Source organism: Paenibacillus sp. BAC0078 (assembly GCF_054483875.1).
The window spans coordinates 1-17,955 of the sequence record NZ_JBTLRW010000036.1 but is presented as its reverse complement, the minus strand read 5'-3'; the positions used below and the strand labels follow the sequence as shown (position 1 = coordinate 17,955).

The following is a 17,955-nucleotide window of genomic DNA, read 5'->3' as shown; positions in this document are numbered from 1 at the left end:
TATTCTATAATAACCTTAACGCTTCGGAAGAGATGAGGAGATTCATGAATAGCGTGAGCAGCGTAAGTCCCAAATATTTTATAGAAGAAGAACGGTTCAGCATCCAGCACATGAAACGCAAGGGTGTCACTGCCATGCCCCGGCCCCACAGCCATGAGCTGACCGAGCTGTACTATCTCACTGAAGGTGAGCGTGTATACTTCGTGGACGACCGGGTGGTTACGGTTCATAAAGGCGAGCTGATCCTCATCCCTGGCCGGGAGCTTCATGCTACCGCAAGCTCCGAAATCGCCGAATTCGAACGGATACTGATTAATTATGATCCGGGCCTGCTGCCTGCTCCGCTCCAGAGCGAAGCCCAATGGTTCCAGCGCCCCAGATACCGCCTGTTCAGGCTGACCCTGCGCGAGCAGAACGAAGCGGAAAGCCTGCTGCACCGGATGCTGGAAGAATGCCGGCACCAGCGCCCGTATTACGAGACGGCCGTGGTTACGCTGTTTGCCGAGCTGATGATCCTGCTCCAGCGTTCAGAGAGCACCTCGCAGACCGGGGGAACGAAGCATCCGCTCCACCATCTGGTGACGGATGTTGCGACCTTTATCCGTGATCACTACCGGGAGACATTGACTCTGGAAGAGACAGCGGGGCACTTCTTTATCAGCCCCTCTTACCTGAGCCGGGTCTTCCACCGGCTGACTGGCTTTCATTTCCGGGAATACATCGTTCATGTACGCGTCAGGGAAGCCGAACGTCTCTTAGCCGGAACTTCAGTCAAAATTCAGGAAATCGCTTCCCTGGTCGGATTCGAGCATCTGTCCCACTTCAACAAGACATTCAAAAAATCCACCGGGCTCACGCCTCTCCAATACCGGAAGGAAGCGGGGGCGAAGATTTCCTCCAGCTTCAAGGGGTAATGGCCAAGTCTTCCGAACGGAGTATGGATACCTTGCTGCACTTATGCATCTGGAGCTTGGGCAGCCCGGCAGTCTGAAGCGTAACCCGGTCCAGCGTAAGACCTGAGGCATGACGCAGGATAATTCCCCGTTCGCTGACCGCATGGAAATTCTCGACGGTCAGGCTCTCAAGCGGCAGCTCCGGCAATCCGCTCACGAGCAACGCGGTTGCCGCCTCATAGCAGACAATGTTCCTCAGCGTAATATTGCGGAACTGCGGAGTTGCCTCCGTAACTGCAAACTCCTGTTCATCGTACCCTTCCGACCCCTCCACTCCGGCATAGAACAAATGGAAGGAAATTGCCTCGTGGAGAATGCCGTGCATGCGGATATTTTCCATCTCGATGTCCTCCACGACACCGCCTCTGCCGCGGTTGCTTTTGAACCGCAGGCCGATATCCGTGCCGATGAACAGGCAGTCGCGGACCCTGACCGCATGTACGCCGCCGGACATCTCGCTGCCGATTACTACGCCGCCGTGTCCGTGATATACAGTACAGTGGCGGATGGTAACATACCGGCAGGGCATTCCCCGTCTGCGCCCCTCCTCATCCTTTCCCGATTTCAGGCAAATCGCATCATCGCCCACATCGAAGCTGCAGTGCTCAACAAGGGCATGGGTGCAGGACTCCAGATCAAGGCCGTCCCCGTTCTGCGAATACCACGGATTGCGCACTTGAATATTCCGCACAGTAATGTGCTCGCAGCCCATCGGGTGAAGACACCAGGCGGGGGAATTCTGGAAGGTTGGCCCCTCCAGCAGCACTCTCCGGCAATTCCGGAAGCTGAGCAGCGCCGGACGAAGAAACGGGCGGGCCGGCAGATAAGCGTCCCTGCCGGTTTCCCCTTTTCGCTGAATTGTCTGTAAGAGCGCCTCACCCTCCAGTGCTTCACGGGACGGCCACCAGACTTCGCTACTGGAATCAAGCGCTCCCCCGGAGCTGGTCAGCCGCTTCCACTGCAGCTCTGTCATTTTGAAGCGTTTGACCGGACGCCAGCCCTCACCGCTGCCGTCGAATATCCCTTTCCCTGTGACCGCAACATCGCTCAGGCCTTCTCCATCCAGCGGGGCCTGGCACCGCCAGCCGGCCGTTCCCTCGTAGTGGGAGTGAAGCAGCGGGTACAGATGAGGATCAGGGTCAAACAGCACAAGCGCTCCCTGCTCGGCATGCAGATTAATCCGGCTGTGAAGAGTAAGCGGGCCTGTGCGCCAAATGCCCGGAGGAATCACCACCTTGCCGCCTCCAGCAGCTGCACAGGCATCGAGTGCAGCCTGAATGGCGGAGGTGGACAGCGCAAGTCCGCCGCCGTCCGCTCCATAATCCGTAATGGTAAAGCTCCGTACCGGAATCTGTGGAAGCTCAGGCAGGGGATAAGCTGCTATATTCGGATTGCTGCTCATGGAACGTTCCCTCCCTCTATTCAAGTCCTTCGTAGCTGAACCAGTCAAAATCGGCGTAATTCGCACTTTCCGCACCTTGGGAGCTTGCATACATGCCAAGGTATGCCCCTGTGAAGCCTCCGGCCAAATCGGTGCTAAGCACTCTTCCATCAGCTTGTCTGTAAATAACATTCCACTTGTCACTCTCTGAGGCTCTATAGTAGAAGCTGTAATCCTGCCCCTTGGCTTCCACCTTCAGTTGCACCTTGTCTCCTGAAAAAGGCATGGAAGCAAGCATCTGCTCGCTGCCTCCCCGGCGTTCAATCAATTGCAGTACCGGCTCCCCGGCCGTAAGCCCCAGCTCGTACCGGAAGTGCCAGTCTGCATTCTGAAGCAGCACGATTCCGGCAACTTCGCCTTCGGCAGCAGGTGTGAACATCATGTCTGCCGCCGCTCTGAAGCTCAGATGCTGCTGCCGTCTGCCCACGTAAGACGGATTGCATATCTCCGAGAGGCGCTCCGGCTTCAGCCGCAGCCGCAGAAATCCCGGATGCTCCGACAGACTCCAGAAATCACTGCGCGGCGTCCGCAGGAAGTTCCAGACCGGTGCCAGCTCAGCATCCGTGAAGTCATCACGCGCGGGTAACTGCGGCCACACCGTTTCCGGCAGGTCCGGAGCGGCGGACTCGAATTCCAGCACGCCCTTGCCGGGATTCACTACCGGCCACTCATTCTCCCAGGCTACAGGAGTCAGGAACGTTTCGCGTCCGAGATTGCGGTAATAGCCGCCACAGATCCGGGAAGCCAGACAGAACATCCACCATTCCCCGTGCTGTGTCTCAATCAGCTCCCCGTGGCCGACATTGACAATAGGATAAGCTCTGCCCAGATGTCGGTGGGTCAGAATCGGATTGGCCTTGTGGCCTTCATACGGGCCGGACACGCTCCGGCTTCTGGCAATCGTGATTGCATGGGTATGTCCGGTCCCGCCTTCGGCAATCAGGACATAGTACCAGTCGCCGATTTTATAGAGATGCGGCCCCTCCTGCGCATGAGCCACCTTGAGCGCTCCTTGCCAAATGCTGATCTTCGGACCGACCAGCTTCCCTTGCGCCAGGTCAAGCTCCTGCAGCCAGATATCCATATGCTTCGGATAATCCTGTCCTGCGGGCGGAACGCGGTTGCCCGTGTAGTACACTTTGCCGTCTTCGTCGAAAAACAGGGAGGGATCAATGCCGGGGGCATCATCCAGCCATACGGGATCGGACCAGTCTCCGGCCGGGTCTGTCGCTTTTACATAGAAATTGTGCTGGTTCTTGTCATTGTCCACATAAGTCGTAATCATATAAAAGATGCCATCATGATAACGAATCGTCGGTGCCCAGATGCCCATAGACGGCAAGGTATGATCCAGATTAAGCTGGGAGGGGCGGTCCAGCACATGTCCGAGCTGGCGCCAGTTCACCATGTCCTTGCTGTGAAAGACCGGCACACCGGGAAAAAACTCGAAGCTGGAAGTCACAAGGTAATAGTCTTCTCCGACACGGATAGCCGAAGGGTCAGGGTAAAATCCCGGCAATACCGGGTTGCGGAATGTTCGCACTGCAGTAATCCTCCTTCTAACGATCATAATGTAAGCACAACCAATTATAGTTCGTATATGTGTAACTTTCTTGCATTTTTCATGCTCTATTTCTCAATTTTTATACTTTCTTGTTCAGTTCCCACCATTTCGCCGCTTGTCAAGAAGTCACTTGTCCCTCTAAAATAGGTGTAGTACGATGTATTTAAAGGGGTGATCATCTTGGGAAAGAGAAAGAAGCTATACACCCGCTTTTTTATGAGTCTGACCCTGATTTCTGTAGGCTGCATTCTTGTGCTGGCCGTCTTGATCTTTTATTTGTACCGGAATATCTCCATAGAAAATGTCAACAAGGCCAACCAAAATGTGCTGCTGAATACCGAAACCGTTTTCACGAATTACAAGGAGATCGTCCAGAATTATTCAATGGACTTCTATGCCAATCCGAATATCAACTCGCTCATGATCAATGGAGACACAAGCTGGAGCGACCAGCTCTACAGTGCCCTTAGCCAAATCCGCGGCGCACTGGTGGTTAATCAGTATCTGGAGAATGCCTACATCTTCGGTGTGGACGAGCCCGTTGCCATGTTCGAGAATATGCCGCTTAGCCCCGATTCCAAGCAGGAGCTGTTTCAGAGGGTCAAGAACAGCCGGATTGTTGAATCCCCGTTTCTGTGGCAGGCAACCCTGAATAACGGAACGCCCCAGACGCTGATGACTGTCTTCTATAATGACCGGGCGTTTGCAGACAGCGAATATTACGGCGCAGTAGCGCTGACCATCAATCTGGGCAAGCTGCAGAACAATCTCTTTACGCAACAAGAAGGCGAAGCCACGCGTTACGCTGTGATTAACGGGAATGCCCAAGTGCTTATGCACAGCGCACTCTCCGGCAGCACCCTGAAGACGGATATGCTGAAGCAGGTCGTCTCTTCCCGCTCTCCGAAAGGCTCCTTTGTCTATAGCGGCAACGGCGAGCCGCAGCTGATCACCTTCATCTATTCCGCAAAGGACAAGCTGTGGTTTCTATCGGAGACCTCTTACAAGGACAGTGTCCGCGACATTTCGCATGCCCGCAATGTGATGATTACGCTGTGCCTGATCCTAATCATGGCCGCAGCAGTAAGCGCCAACCTCATCTCCCGGCGGATTTACAAGCCGATCGGACGGCTGTTCGGTAATATCGTCCATCTATCCGGCAATAAGGAGGCGCTGAAGACCGGCGGTGATTTCGACACTGTGAGCCTGGAGCTGGAGATGATCGGGGCGAAGCTGGAGCAGCTCAAAAAAGAGAGCGACGACAGCGCCCTGATGCGCTGGCTGCTGGCCCCCCGTGGAGCCTCCGATAATGCCGATACGCCTAAAATGAGCATCGGCTCGCCCGGAGGGGCATATTGCGTATGCGTACTGTCGGTTACTACGCATGAAGTGTGCACTGACTCCAGTGAAAAAGCGGAAAAGGCCGTCGCGAGGATTCAGGCTGCATTTGCCGGACTTGCGGCGGTTCAAGCCTTCCGGCCGCATCCGGGAGCTGCCGTGCTGATTCTCAGCGAGCTTCACAGCGGCAGCTTCGGGGATTATGCCTTCTACCGGAGCAAGTGGGAGGAGATTGCCGCACAGCTCCCGCAAGCCGGTCTCTCCTGCGCTTTTGGAATCAGCGGGCTGTCGGAGGAAGCCGCACTGCTGAAAACGAAATATGACGAGGCTGCGGATTGCCTTCAATATATTAAATTTCATGAGCAGCAGAATATTATCTTTGCGGATGATACCATCCATCTGAACAACAGCCCGATGCCTGACAGTGCGCTCGAACCGGTGCTGCAGACCGTCAGGCAGCCGGAGCAGGCCGCCCATATCCCGCAGGCTGTGGAACGCCTGCTGGCTGTGGCCTGCAGCTATCGTGCGGAGCCCGCCGCCATCGCCCTGTCGAGGCTTGCCTTTGAGCTTAGCCGTACAGCCGATTTGAGTGCCGATGCCCGGCATTCAGGCTTTCTTGACTATTACCGGCACATCCGGCAGATCCAGAGCTATGAGAAGCTAAAGGGCTGGATTGAGGCATGCTGCTGCTCAGCCACCGAACGGATTGCCGGCATGCGTGCTGTCCAGACCCGGAGCATTGCCGCCGAAGCCATCAGCCATATCAAGGATCATTATAATGATCCGGGGCTGTCCTTGAACGCTCTGGCGGAGAAGCTCTCCCTGAGTCCCGCATATCTCAGCAGGCTAATCACCGAGGAAGCGGGCACCAGCTTTCCTGATTTCGTGAACCTGCTGAGGCTGGAGCAGGCACAGTCTCTGCTGGTCACAGATATTAACATGGATATCCGGGAAATTGCCGGGCAGGTGGGGTACAACAGCAGCACCTATTTTACTACCCAGTTCAAGAAACGCTACGGAGTAACCCCCTCCAAGTGGAGGATGAATCATATTCTGCAATCTAAATGATCCGAAGGAGATGTCCCCGGTTGCCATAGAGCGCCGGGGGCATCTCCTTTTTGCTTATGGGCTGTGATGGGATTCAGGCTGTGAATTGGGCAAAAAAACAAAAAAATGCTGCTTTTTTCGTTTTTTTAAGCCCTTATATTCTGCTTTTTTTAACTTTTTCCCGTTTATTTTGGTAGCGTTTACATTCATATTTCCTTATGCTGTGCCATGTAAAGTGTTCTCAGGGAACACAGGACAAAAATGATAACGTTAACAAAAAGGAGTGGACTGGTAATGATGCAAGAGGCTATACCGGAGACACCGGGGCGGCAGGTCATGAAGGCCGGGACGGCCAAATCCCGGAGCATCCGCAAATCCCTGCGGAAGGACAGCTCGCTGTATCTGCTTGCCTTGCCGGGCATCGTCGTATTAATTCTGTTTGCGTACCTGCCGATGAGCGGCCTGATTCTCGTCTTCAAAAACTACAATTTCAATGACGGCATCTTCGGCAGCCCCTGGGCGGGCTTCTCCAACTTCGAGTTCTTCTTCTCCAGCATGGAGGATGCCCTCAGGGCTACGCGCAACACGGTAATGCTGAACGCGCTCTATATGCTGACCGGCACGTTCTTCTCCGTGGCTATCGCCATTATATTGAACGAGCTGCGCAGCAAATGGTTCATTAAGGTAACCCAAAGCGTCATGTTTTTCCCGTATTTTATATCGTGGATTATTATCGGAGCGGTGCTCTTCTCCCTGCTGGATTATGACAAAGGAATTCTGAACCAGCTTCTCCATTCGCTCGGACTGACGCAGGTTGACTGGTATTCGAGTCCCTGGCTGTTCGTCATTATTCTGGTGCTGGCTAACATCTGGAAAAGCGCGGGCTACGGAGCGATTATCTACTATGCGGTTCTGCAGGGAATCGACACCTCCTATTATGAAGCGGCACGGATCGACGGAGCCTCCAGATGGCAGATCATGACCAGAATTACCCTGCCAATGCTCATTCCTTCTATTATTCTGATGACCCTGCTGGGCATTGGAGGCATGCTCAAGGGCGATCTCAGCATGATTATGGGGGTAACCTTCCTGAATCCGCTGCTGCTGCCCACCACCGATATCATCGACGTGTATGTATACCGCACAGCCATTCGTTCCGGCGAGTTCGGCTTCGCATCAGCCATTACTCTTTATCAATCTGTCTTTGGTTTTGTTCTGGTGCTGGCGGCCAACAAGCTGGCGGGCTGGTACGACAAAGACAGCAAACTATTTTAGGAGGCCGCAAGATGCCAACTACCGACAGCAAAGGGCTGCTCATCTTCTCTTATTTCTGTATTGCCGTATTCTCGGTCATTTGTCTTGTGCCGTTTGTTCTGGCCGTTTCCGGCTCCCTGTCCACTGAAGCAAGGATCGCTGCGGAGGGATATTCCTTCTGGCCCCGCGGCTTCACCTTTGCGACCTATGATTTTCTGTTCGGCTCCAAGGCGCAGCAGATTCTCAAGGCCTATTCCATGTCCGTGATCGTTACTGTACTGGGCACCGTTTCGGCTGTGCTGGTAACAACCGCCTATGCCTATGTGGTATCTGTCAAAAGCTTCCGTTTCAGAAATGTCTTCGCCTTCTTCGCATACTTCACCATGCTTTTCAGCGGAGGCACCTTGCCGTGGTATTTGCTGAGCACGAAGTACTACCATCTGGGCGACAAGCTGATCGGCCTGTTCGTGCCGTATCTGCTAAGCGTGTTCCTGATGTTCCTGATGGCGAACTATTTCCGCAGCATTCCGCATGAAATCGTGGAGTCGGCGGAGATTGACGGTGCCGGCCACCTGCGGATCTTCTTCAGCATTATGATCCCGCTGGGCCGGGTTGGACTGGTAACCATATCCTTGTTCTATGCGCTGCAGTTCTGGAACGATTTCTATCTCCCGCTGATGCTGGTATCCAATCAGGATCTCTACACGATCCAATATCTAATGTACAACATGATGGCGAACATCCAGTTCCTCGCCTCCGGCAATGCGGCACAGGTTGGAGGTGCCATCATCGCTCCGCCTTTGGAAACTGCCAAAATGGCGATGACCTGCCTGACCGTACTTCCCATCGCTATCTTGTATCCTTTTCTCCAGCGTTTTTTCGTCAAAGGTATTGTTGTGGGTTCTGTCAAAGGCTGATTCGCTGCCAGGATCTTCCATAATAATGGTTGCACCCGGCTGATGCTCCCCTGCTTCAACTTATTGTACAATGGAGGCAAAGGAGCAGCGCCGTTGCAATAGAAGCTTCAAACAGAATGATTCTATTTCAGGAGGGTTAATCATGAAAAAGAAAAAAGGTTGGGTAAGTGTGCTCCTGTCGGCCGTATTCTTGCTAAGCGCCTGTTCCCAGGGCAATAATGAAAGCGCTAACCCCAGTCCGGGAAGCGAAAATGCAACCGCACCTTCAGCAGCAGGAAGCAGCGCTCTGGCCCCCGCCAAGCTCAAAATTGTGCTGTATGGCGATGAGTCGAACCGGATGAAGGAGCTGGCCAAGACGGAATTCTATGATGTGGTCAAGCGTGAAATCAATGCCGAGGTTGAATTCCAGTTTCTGCCCTGGACCGAGTACGCAGGCGGCAAGACCGACCTGATGCTGTCCACGGGAGAGGACTTTGCCACCTACACGGACAGTAATTATATGGTAAAATCCGTAGCCAAAGGTCTGTATGCCGATCTTACTCCTTATGTGAGCGCCGCAGCCGACTTGAGCAAGAATGTTGACGAGGCCTCCTTCAAAGCCTTCCAGCTGGACGGAAAGCAATATGCGATTCCGGTCGGCAACAAACCGAACTCTGCAGAATTCTACTCCGTGCTGGTCAGACAGGACCTGCTGGAGGAAGCCGGGATGAAGCAGGTCTCCTCGCTTGCGGAGCTGGAGCAGTTCTATGACAAGGTTCATGCCCTTCATCCCGACCTGATCGGGTATGCCAATACCGATGCGCGCAGAATGCTGCAATATGACTACACCGACAAGAACCTGTACTGGCAAAATGATTTTATTGCATTGGACGAGTCTGCGGAGGGTGATAAGATTATTAGCTGGTTCGAGTCCGAAGAGTTCAAACGCTATGCGAAGCTGATGCAAGGCTGGTATGACAAAGGCGTCATTCCGAAATATGCCGCTACCAACTTCCCGCAGCTGCAATCCGACTGGAATTCCGGCAAAGCGATGTACTGGGCCGGAACGGCCGCCCGTCCTTTTGAAGGGGCTGCCACCATCTCACAAGCGGTGCCGGATGCCAAGCTGGTGAACTACTTCCTGGGAACCGGCCGTCCGAAGATCAGCCGCGGCACCTACAGCACTGCCTTCTTCGTCTCTTCCGCTGCCAAGGACCCGGAACGTTACGTAATGTTCTTCAACCTGCTGCAGAAAAACCAGGAGCTGTATGACCTGTTCGCCTACGGCATTAAGGGAACCGACTATACCCTGGATGCCAACGGCCGCTTGACGAAGATTAGCACAGATTCACTGATTCCCGACTGGCTGCTGATGAACAAGAATTTCATGCGCTTCGACAATACGGTGCCGGATGATTTCATTGCCAAATACAAAGCCTGGGATGACGGTGCAATCATTTCCAAAGGCGCAGGCTTCAACTTTGACAATACGCCGGTCAAGAATGAAGAAACCAAGCTGAACGGTGTATTCACTGAATACCTCGCGCCTATCGGCAGCGGCTTCATTGATTATGACACCGCCTACCCCAAAGCCCTGGAAAGACTGAAGGCTGCGGGAATTGACAAGTATATTGCCGAATACCAGAAGCAATTCTCGGAATGGTACGCCAAGCAGCAGCACTAAAAAGGCACCGCATGTCCGAAGAATAAGCCACAAGAAGCGTGTCCCCTCATTCCGGGGACACGCTTCTTCATTGTGCTTCGGCTTGGTGCTGAGATTATTAGGGCAACCGGCAAGCCGTGGCCGCCAGAGACTCTGACACCTACCGGTTCAGCAGACTTCCGACATATTTGAGCAGCTCATTGGCGCAGATCGGGCAATAGCCGTGATCGTCGATCAGACGTCTGGACACCTCGTTAATCCGCTTGAGCTGGCTTTCATCCGGCGTTTTGGAGGAGGTGGTGATTTTGACGATATCCTTCAGGTCGGCGAACAGCTTCTTCTCAATCGCTTCGCGGAGCCGGTCATGGTTGTTGTATTCGAACTTTTTACCTTTGCGGGAATAGGCGGAAATACGGATCAGAATCTCTTCGCGGAACGCCTTCTTGGCATTCTCGGAAATGCCGATCTGCTCTTCAATGGAGCGCATCAAACGTTCATCCGGCTCCATCTCCTCGTCCGTTAGCGGATCACGGATTTTGGTCCAGTTGCAGAACGCCTCGATGTTGTCGAGATAGTTCTCGAACAGTGTTTTGGCCGACTCCTCAAAAGAATATACAAATGCCTTCTGCACTTCGCTCTTGGCCAGAATATCGTATTCCTTGCGGGCAATGGAAATAAAGTTCAGATAACGCTCCCGCTCTTCCTTCGTAATCGAAGGATGCTGGTCCAGACCGTCCTTGATCGCCCGCAGCACATCCAGCGCATTCATGCACTGCAGATCACCCTTGATCAGCGCACTGGAAATCCGGTTGATGACATAACGCGGGTCGATGCCGGACATCCCTTCGTCCAGATACTCGGTCTGCATCTCCTTAAGATCAGCTTCCTTATAGCCTTCCACCTCTTCACCGTCGTACATGCGCAGCTTTTTGATCAGGTCCATGCCCTGCTTCTTGCTCTCCTTAAGGCGGGTCAGGATCGAAAAAATCGCCGCTGCCCGCAGCGCATGCGGGGCAATATGCACATGCTTCATGTCGCTTTGGGAGATCAGCTTGGCGTAGATTTTCTCCTCCTCCGACACTCTGAGGTTGTACGGAACCGGCATGACGATCATGCGCGACTGCAGCGCTTCGTTCTTTTTATTGGAGATAAAGGATTTATACTCCGTTTCATTCGTATGGGCAATAATCATCTCATCAGCGGAGATCAGCGCGAACCGCCCCGCCTTGAAGTTGCCCTCCTGAGTTAGAGACAGCAGGTTCCAGAGAAATTTCTCATCGCACTTGAGCATTTCCTGAAACTCCATCAGCCCGCGGTTGGCCTTGTTCAGCTCCCCGTCGAACCGGTAGGCGCGCGGGTCGGATTCTGATCCGAATTCGGTAATGGTGGAAAAGTCGATGCTACCTGTCAGGTCGGCGATATCCTGCGACTTCGGATCGGAAGGACTGAAGGTTCCGATACCGACGCGCTCCTCCTCCGACAGCAGCACGCGGACTACCTTTACCTGCTCAATGTCGCCGTGGTATTCATTTTTGAGCCGCATCTGGCAGGAGGGGCACAGGTTGCCCTCGATGCGTACCCCAAGCTCCCGCTCAATCTCGGGACGCAGCTCCAGCGGGATCAAATGCAGCGGGTCCTCATGCATCGGGCAGCCTTCAATCGCATATACCGCACCCGCATCGGTGCGCGAATACAGCTCAAGGCCGCGCTTCAGCAGTGTGACCAGCGTCGACTTTCCCCCGCTGACCGGTCCCATCAGCAGCAATATCCGTTTGCGCACATCGAGCCGCCGGGCGGCGGAATGAAAATACTCCTCCACCAGCTTCTCGACCGCACGGTCGAGTCCAAAAATCTCCTGCTCAAAAAACTTATACCTTTTGCGTCCGTTGATCTCCTCAACGCCGTGTGACTTGATCATGTCGTATACGCGGGAATGAGCCGTTTTGGCGGGAGAGGGGTCTTTTTTCAACAGTTCTATATAGTCCTTGAAGGTGCCGCTCCACGCCAAACGGTCGTTCTCAGCCCGATACGAAGCTATACGTTCAAATATATCCATTGCTCGCTGCCTCCTCTTGCGCTCCTACTTGCTCCACCAGCTTTAAAAGTGTATTACATAACTATGCGGAAAGCCCGGAATAGTTGACCTCTTTTTTGCTGTGCTATAATAGAGAATCGTTAATTCTGACGCAGGAGTGACCCCTATGGCTGTCAAGCATGAAACGGAGCTGTATGCTCCTTTGAAAAATTTTTTTGAAAGACAAGGCTATGAGATCAAAGGCGAGGTGCGGACCTGCGATTTGGTCGGCATACGGGCGGATGAGGAGCTGCCGCTGATCGTGGAGATGAAAAAATCGTTCAACCTCGCCCTGCTGCTGCAGGGGGTTGAACGACTGAAGCTCAGTCCGAGCGTCTACCTTGCGGTAGAACGGGTGCGGGACAAAAAAGGCGCGGTGAACCAGCGCTGGGGCGAGCTTACCGGGCTGTGCCGCCGGCTCGGCCTTGGGCTGATCACCGTGGTCTTCTACAAGACCAAGGCCCCGCTCGTCGAGGTGCTCGCGGAGCCGGGCGACGCGCCGCCTCAGGTACGCAGCGGCGCCCGGCGGCGCGAGCGCCTGCTCTATGAGTTCCGCGAGCGCAGCGGGGACTACAACACCGGCGGCAGCACGCGCGTCAAGCTCGTGACGGCCTACCGCGAGAAGGCGCTGCGCGTGGCACTCGCGCTGCAGGCAGCTGAGGCCGAAGCCGCTCACGCGGCCGGCCTCGCCGGAGGGCGCGCTCAGCTTCGCGGCGCGCCTGAGGCAGACACAGCAGCGACCAGCGCTGCTGCGTCTGCCCTGGGCCCGGCGGCTGCGCGCAGCCGGGCGGAGGCGCGGCCCGGCGTGACCCCCGCCGAGCTGCGCAAGAGAAGCGGCGTGCCCGGCGCCGCCGCGTTCCTGCAGAAGAACTACTATGGGTGGTTCTTCCGGGTGGGGCGCGGCCGCTACACGCTCACGGCCGCCGGAACCGCAGCGCTGATCGAATACGCCGCAATCGCGGAGATCAGCGCAGGCAAGGTCTAGGTCCGCCGCTCCGCACGGAGAACCGCACACTCTAGCGGCCCCCGTTTCCCGCAGGGAGCCGCTGGCCGCCGGCAGGGTTCCCCCCTCTGCCGTCCCGGGAAGCTCACTCCGGACCGACGCTCCAGCACCTTCAGACACTTTAGCTGCACTCTCTGCAGTTAAAAGAAACCTTTTAGCGCCTCAAAGGAGTTTAACTGCACTCCGTACATATATATTTACGTTTTTTGCTGATAAAGGCGCTAACTGCAACATTTAACTGTAGCAACTACAATTAAACGCCCACATCAGGCGTTTTCCACCTGGATAATCGCAGCAAATACAGTTATCCAGAAGCAGATCAGCTTTATAGTTGCTCGGATCGCTGAGTTCCGCAAAAGGCAGAGCTTTACAGATTCCAGCACTACCTTTGCGTTCCGGCACAGCACGCAAAAAAGGAGCTGTCCCTTTCGCATAATATCTGCTTGGGGACAGCTCCTTCTTACTGCATCTATCCCAAATGGCTCAGCTTCGCGCCGTGAACTCCGTGACTGCCTCGCTCATAAGATTCATGCCCAGCAGCAGCTCATCCCTGCCCGGATGGCTGAAGTTGAGGCGGATGCGGCCAGTGCCTCCGCTCACGCTGCAGAGCGGACCGGGCAGGAAGGCTACGCCCTTGGACAGCGAAGCCTTCAGCAGCGCCATCGCATCCAGCCCTTCCGGCAGCGAGACCCACAGGAACATGCCGCCTGTCGGCAGATCATAGCTGCTGTTCTTCCAGGCCGGACGCTTGAGCAGCTCGGCCATGAGCTTGAGGCGGGTGTTGTATTCGCGGTTCAGCAGCGCGATATGCTCGCGCAGATCGAAGGCCGTCACATCCAGCAGATGGTGCAGCAGCCGCTGGTTCAGGGAGCTGGACTGCCAGTCGGCCATCTGCTTCGCAGCGGCCATCATGCCGATCAGCTCGCGGCTGCCCGCTGCCCAGCCCGTCCGCAGCGCAGGCGCGACCGTTTTGCTGAAGGAGCCGATGTAGAGCACATGTCCACCTTCACTGACATTCTCCAGCGCATACAGCGAAGGATACTTCACCGACGGACGCTCGGCATATCTTTGAAAATGCAGATCGCCATAGGAGTCGTCTTCGACAATCAGCACATCATGCTTGGTACACAGCTCCAGCACTTCCTTGCGTCTTGCAAGGCTCCAAAGAATTCCACTCGGGTTGGTAAAGCTCGGCGCGGCGAACAGCATCTTGGGCCGGTGCTGGCGGATCTGCGTGCGCAGGTGATCCGGCAGCAGCCCGTCCCGGTCCCCTTGAACCGGAATAATCACGGCACCCTGCATACGCAGCGCTTGCAGAATACCCGGAGATGTCGGATTTTCCACCAATACACGGTCTCCGGGATCAACATATACCCTGGACAGCAAATCAATCGCTTGTTGACTTCCCGTTGTCAGCAGAACTCCGCCCTCGGCAACAGCTACCCCTTTGGCCTTCAGCCAATCTCCGGTCAACCATTCCCGCAGCGGACCGTACCCTTCAGGATCACCGTATTGCAGCGCCCCGGCATCTGCCGAGATCACTGTGGAAGCCGTCTCTGCAAGCAGCGACAGCGGAAATAATTCTTCTGCCGGCAGCTCCTCCGCAAGTGAGATCAGCGTCCCTCTGCGCGTCTCTTTACGTATGCTCAGAAGCGGTGAAGAGTTCAATGTATGTGCGCGGGCAGAAAACTCATATTTCATACGCTTCCCCCTTTCCCTGGTACCAAGAATATTCCTTGCCGGCCGGCAATATGTCGTTATGCAGGGGCTATGCGTACAATTGCTTGTTTTGTCTGGAGAAAAGAGCGAATTTCTCAATAGCCTGCGCCCGCGTGGACACCTCCAGCTTCACATAAATCTTGCGAAGATAGTTGTCGATGGAACGGCGGCTTACCTCAATCTCAAGAGCAATTTTATCATATGTAATTCCCTGAACAATCCGTTCCATTATGAATATTTCGGTCTGAGTCAACTGCAGCAGTCCGTCCATCCCCCGTGAGGATGCAATCGGACGAAAGCCTTTTTCTATCCAATCCAGCGGTATCGAGAGGAAGCCTTCGCGCAAACCGTCTATCATCTGCAGCAGTTGACCGGAGGAGGCCCCTTTGGATAATACACCGCTCGCACCCAGCTCAATCAGCGGCTGGAACAGGTCCCGGTCCTCCTCCTCCGTCATAACGATGAAATGGGCGCCCTGCGAGCTTCTCTTCATCTCCTGCAGCACACTTTCCACATTTCCCTCCGGCATCTGATAATCCGTCAGCACCAAATCCGGCTGCGTCTCCCTTATACTGCCAATACCATCGCTCCAAGTGGATAACATCCCGACAACCTCAAGCTCCCCTCCTTCCTCCAAAATCAATTTCGTACCCAGCATACTTGTGGGGTAACATCCCACGATGACCACCCGCCAAACCTTCCTCATTAATGCCCAGACCTCCTGCTGTCTATATAATATACCCAGAATAGAGAACGCTATAGCGTTTCCGTTCAACACGCAAGCAAGGATGTATGATGTCTTGTCCGATTTTCCTTCTTTTACCTTGAATACGTCCATCAGATATTCCAATCTATAGAAATTGTATCGCAGTAGTTTGATAGGATGCAATCACTTTTTCATGTTTTCATAGGTACTTTCACTTTTGCGAAAATTGTAAAAGTCTGATAGAATGGGAGCTTGATAAAAATATGCCTGAGGTGATCAAATGCAACCGCTAGCGGAATCGACACCGGTACACTCGCGCGTTACTTCCGCGAGAAACCGATCTTCCGTAAAATGGTTTTTACTGTTCTGGATTTTGATGATCGGGCTCGGCTTTTATGCCGTGTACAGCTACACCAACCATCTTAAAGAGCAAGTGCTAAACGAGCTTGGCACTCAAAGCCAGCAGCAGCTTACCGTTTTGAAGACCGATTATGAGTCGCGAATTGCCGTTCTCTCTGACCAGGTGAAGGAATTGCAGAGCACTGTGCAGACCTTTAACGAGCTGCTTACCTTCACCAAAGATAATGCCAGCAACAAGACAGACAACAGCAACAAGCTGTATACGCAGCTTAGCGAAGTCCGCAAGCAGCTCGCCGCACTGCAAAAAGAAATGGATCTGCTGAAATGATGACGCCAGTCAAACGAGTCAACCGTTTCTTCATGCTTCTGACCGCGCCGTTCTTCGGCTTGCTGCTCTGCTTGTGGTGGTATCAGCCGCCGCTTGAACTGAATATGAATATTGGCCAATTCGCTGCCGCCCCCGGGCCTGTCAAGGAAACAGCCGCGCTGCAAAAGGATCTGATTACGGCCCAAGCTGCAGCCTCCACCACCATTGATTCCATAGGCACCAGTGCCAAGCTGTACAAGAAAACCACGAATGCCATGAACGCACTGGTGAATACAGCCAAAACCCAAGCCGCACGCCCGGAGCGAATCTACAACCGCCGGATTTCCGCGAGACTGGGAATACCCGCCGATATTGTGAACTCTGACCGGATTACGATTGAACTCTACCGGCTTAATCCCGGAAGCTATACAGCCTACGCCTTAAAGATCAAGCTGAAGGACCCTGCGGCTATGAAAATGAGTCTGGCCGGCGATGGTACAGGCGGAGCCGAGACCACACTGCAGGCCGTGAGCCGCTATGGCGCGACTGCCGGCATCAACGCTGGCGGATTTGCCGATAAAGGCAGCAAGCGTTACCCTCTTTCCACAACGATAGTCGGCGGAGAGTATGTGTATGGCTTCGAATCCAGCTATAAGGATCTCAGCTTTGTCGGCCTGAACAAATCGGGCCAGCTAATCGGCGGCAAATTCTACAGCCAGTCGCAGCTTGATCAGCTCCAGCCGGTATTCGGTGCAACCTTTGTGCCGGTCCTGCTGAAGAACAGCAATAAAGTAGCGATCCCTGCCAAATGGCAGCTATCCCCCAACCGTGCACCGCGTACAGTTATCGGCAAGTACAAGGATGATCAACTGCTGATTATGGTGGCGGACGGCTATAATGAGAACGGCCATTCAGGCGCTACGCTGGAGGAGCTTCAGAACAAGCTGTATAACATGGGTGTCATTGACGCCTATAATCTGGATGGCGGCGGCTCTTCTTCCCTCATCTTCAAGGGCAGAGTCATTAACGATCCGTCAGATGGAAATTTGCGCCGGGTTCCTACCAGTTTTCTCTTTTTCAAGTGATCATTATGTATTATAATCAGGAAAACGAATACAGCTACTCATGGAGGTGCCAGCATGTCGTTCTCCTTGACTTTTTGGATCATCACTTTAGTGTTTCTGCTGTTTCTGACCGGCATTCTTACTTCTTCCTACAACGACGACAAGACCAAAGGCTTGTGACTATATAATTTGAACTAAAGAAAACATAAAACGGGTAGAAGTGCGGAGGGAAAGTTTGGAACTGTAGGAGCGAACGCGTCCGCCTGAGAGCTTTCCGTAGGAAAGCTAGCATCGTAAGCATAGGCTATGTTTGGATTTCTACCGCAGACAGCGGTTCAGAATCAGGAAATCCAAACATAACAGCGGCCGGAAGTCCAAACATTCCCCGTAGTAACGACCATACCCCAATATGAAATCTAAAGTTCAAATTATATAGTAATTCATTCTAATCAGAACCACCCGTCCAACGGGTGGTTTGCACTTGGGGTATAACCCCCTGTTGCCAAACTGCGCCTAAAGACGCTAGCCTGACAATAAATTGTTCAGGCTCAGTGTAATTTGTCCCT

At 54.0% G+C, this 17,955-nt stretch carries 13 protein-coding genes; 8 read left to right on the top strand and 5 right to left on the bottom strand.

The window, feature by feature from the left end:
• The first annotated feature begins 44 nt into the window (after positions 1 to 44).
• On the top strand, positions 45 to 914 hold the full coding sequence (locus ACX1DY_RS30930; protein ID WP_458967954.1) for a helix-turn-helix transcriptional regulator: 870 nt from the start codon (positions 45 to 47) through the stop codon (positions 912 to 914).
• Here the strand turns inward: ACX1DY_RS30930 and ACX1DY_RS30925 are convergent.
• Entirely contained in the window at positions 904 to 2,355 is a 1,452-nt protein-coding gene (locus ACX1DY_RS30925) for a glycoside hydrolase family 28 protein (RefSeq protein WP_458967953.1), read from the bottom strand. The two genes, ACX1DY_RS30930 and ACX1DY_RS30925, sit on opposite strands and share 11 nt — an antisense overlap.
• Positions 2,356 to 2,371: 16 nt before the next feature.
• A complete protein-coding gene (locus tag ACX1DY_RS30920) occupies positions 2,372 to 3,937 on the bottom strand; it encodes a glycoside hydrolase family 43 protein (RefSeq protein ID WP_458967952.1) in 1,566 nt (521 codons plus the stop codon).
• Between the two features lie 201 nt (positions 3,938 to 4,138).
• Here ACX1DY_RS30920 and ACX1DY_RS30915 point away from each other — a divergent pair, with 201 nt between their 5' ends.
• The 4 genes from ACX1DY_RS30915 to ACX1DY_RS30900 all read left to right on the top strand — a co-directional run bounded on the left by ACX1DY_RS30915 (position 4,139) and on the right by ACX1DY_RS30900 (position 10,177).
• Positions 4,139 to 6,364, top strand: a complete 2,226-nt coding sequence (locus ACX1DY_RS30915) for an AraC family transcriptional regulator (protein WP_458967951.1) — start codon at positions 4,139 to 4,141, stop codon at positions 6,362 to 6,364.
• 273 nt (positions 6,365 to 6,637) lie between these two features.
• Positions 6,638 to 7,618, top strand: coding sequence for an ABC transporter permease (locus tag ACX1DY_RS30910; RefSeq protein WP_458967950.1), 981 nt, complete (start codon positions 6,638 to 6,640; stop codon positions 7,616 to 7,618).
• An 11-nt stretch (positions 7,619 to 7,629) separates the two neighbouring features.
• Entirely contained in the window at positions 7,630 to 8,514 is an 885-nt protein-coding gene (locus tag ACX1DY_RS30905) for a carbohydrate ABC transporter permease (protein WP_458967949.1), read from the top strand.
• Positions 8,515 to 8,656: 142 nt separating this feature from the next.
• Positions 8,657 to 10,177 carry an ABC transporter substrate-binding protein gene (locus ACX1DY_RS30900; protein WP_458967948.1) on the top strand — a complete coding sequence of 507 codons (1,521 nt, stop codon included), beginning with the start codon at positions 8,657 to 8,659 and terminating at the stop codon, positions 10,175 to 10,177.
• A gap of 139 nt (positions 10,178 to 10,316) precedes the next feature.
• Here ACX1DY_RS30900 and ACX1DY_RS30895 read toward each other — a convergent pair whose 3' ends face one another.
• On the bottom strand, positions 10,317 to 12,212 hold the full coding sequence (locus ACX1DY_RS30895) for a PrkA family serine protein kinase (protein WP_458967947.1): 1,896 nt from the start codon (positions 12,210 to 12,212) through the stop codon (positions 10,317 to 10,319).
• Between the two features lie 145 nt (positions 12,213 to 12,357).
• Between ACX1DY_RS30895 and ACX1DY_RS30890 the strand changes: the two genes are divergently transcribed.
• Positions 12,358 to 13,215, top strand: coding sequence for a DUF2161 family putative PD-(D/E)XK-type phosphodiesterase (locus ACX1DY_RS30890; RefSeq protein ID WP_458967946.1), 858 nt, complete (start codon positions 12,358 to 12,360; stop codon positions 13,213 to 13,215).
• A 501-nt stretch (positions 13,216 to 13,716) separates the two neighbouring features.
• Here ACX1DY_RS30890 and ACX1DY_RS30885 read toward each other — a convergent pair.
• Positions 13,717 to 14,934, bottom strand: a complete 1,218-nt coding sequence (locus ACX1DY_RS30885) for an aminotransferase-like domain-containing protein (RefSeq protein ID WP_458967945.1) — start codon at positions 14,932 to 14,934, stop codon at positions 13,717 to 13,719.
• A 67-nt stretch (positions 14,935 to 15,001) separates the two neighbouring features.
• Positions 15,002 to 15,658, bottom strand: a complete 657-nt coding sequence (locus tag ACX1DY_RS30880) for a response regulator (RefSeq protein ID WP_458967944.1) — start codon at positions 15,656 to 15,658, stop codon at positions 15,002 to 15,004.
• 280 nt (positions 15,659 to 15,938) lie between these two features.
• Here ACX1DY_RS30880 and ACX1DY_RS30875 point away from each other — a divergent pair, with 280 nt between their 5' ends.
• Both ACX1DY_RS30875 and ACX1DY_RS30870 read left to right on the top strand, forming a co-directional pair.
• Positions 15,939 to 16,346, top strand: a complete 408-nt coding sequence (locus tag ACX1DY_RS30875) for a hypothetical protein (RefSeq protein WP_458967943.1) — start codon at positions 15,939 to 15,941, stop codon at positions 16,344 to 16,346.
• Positions 16,343 to 17,410, top strand: a complete 1,068-nt coding sequence (locus tag ACX1DY_RS30870) for a phosphodiester glycosidase family protein (protein WP_458967942.1) — start codon at positions 16,343 to 16,345, stop codon at positions 17,408 to 17,410. Before ACX1DY_RS30875 ends, ACX1DY_RS30870 begins: the two co-directional genes overlap by 4 nt.
• Positions 17,411 to 17,955 lie beyond the last annotated feature (545 nt).

Excerpts from the sequence above, each read along its gene's own strand:
- ACX1DY_RS30930 (WP_458967954.1), top strand. The coding sequence starts at position 45 with ATGAATAGCGTGAGCAGCGTAAGTCCCAAATATTTTATAGAAGAAGAA.
- ACX1DY_RS30925 (WP_458967953.1), bottom strand. The coding sequence starts at position 2,355 with ATGAGCAGCAATCCGAATATAGCAGCTTATCCCCTGCCTGAGCTTCCA.
- ACX1DY_RS30910 (WP_458967950.1), top strand. The coding sequence starts at position 6,638 with ATGATGCAAGAGGCTATACCGGAGACACCGGGGCGGCAGGTCATGAAG.
- ACX1DY_RS30905 (WP_458967949.1), top strand. The coding sequence starts at position 7,630 with ATGCCAACTACCGACAGCAAAGGGCTGCTCATCTTCTCTTATTTCTGT.
- ACX1DY_RS30900 (WP_458967948.1), top strand. The coding sequence starts at position 8,657 with ATGAAAAAGAAAAAAGGTTGGGTAAGTGTGCTCCTGTCGGCCGTATTC.
- ACX1DY_RS30895 (WP_458967947.1), bottom strand. The coding sequence starts at position 12,212 with ATGGATATATTTGAACGTATAGCTTCGTATCGGGCTGAGAACGACCGT.
- ACX1DY_RS30890 (WP_458967946.1), top strand. The coding sequence starts at position 12,358 with ATGGCTGTCAAGCATGAAACGGAGCTGTATGCTCCTTTGAAAAATTTT.
- ACX1DY_RS30885 (WP_458967945.1), bottom strand. The coding sequence starts at position 14,934 with ATGAAATATGAGTTTTCTGCCCGCGCACATACATTGAACTCTTCACCG.
- ACX1DY_RS30880 (WP_458967944.1), bottom strand. The coding sequence starts at position 15,658 with ATGAGGAAGGTTTGGCGGGTGGTCATCGTGGGATGTTACCCCACAAGT.
- ACX1DY_RS30875 (WP_458967943.1), top strand. The coding sequence starts at position 15,939 with ATGCAACCGCTAGCGGAATCGACACCGGTACACTCGCGCGTTACTTCC.
- ACX1DY_RS30870 (WP_458967942.1), top strand. The coding sequence starts at position 16,343 with ATGATGACGCCAGTCAAACGAGTCAACCGTTTCTTCATGCTTCTGACC.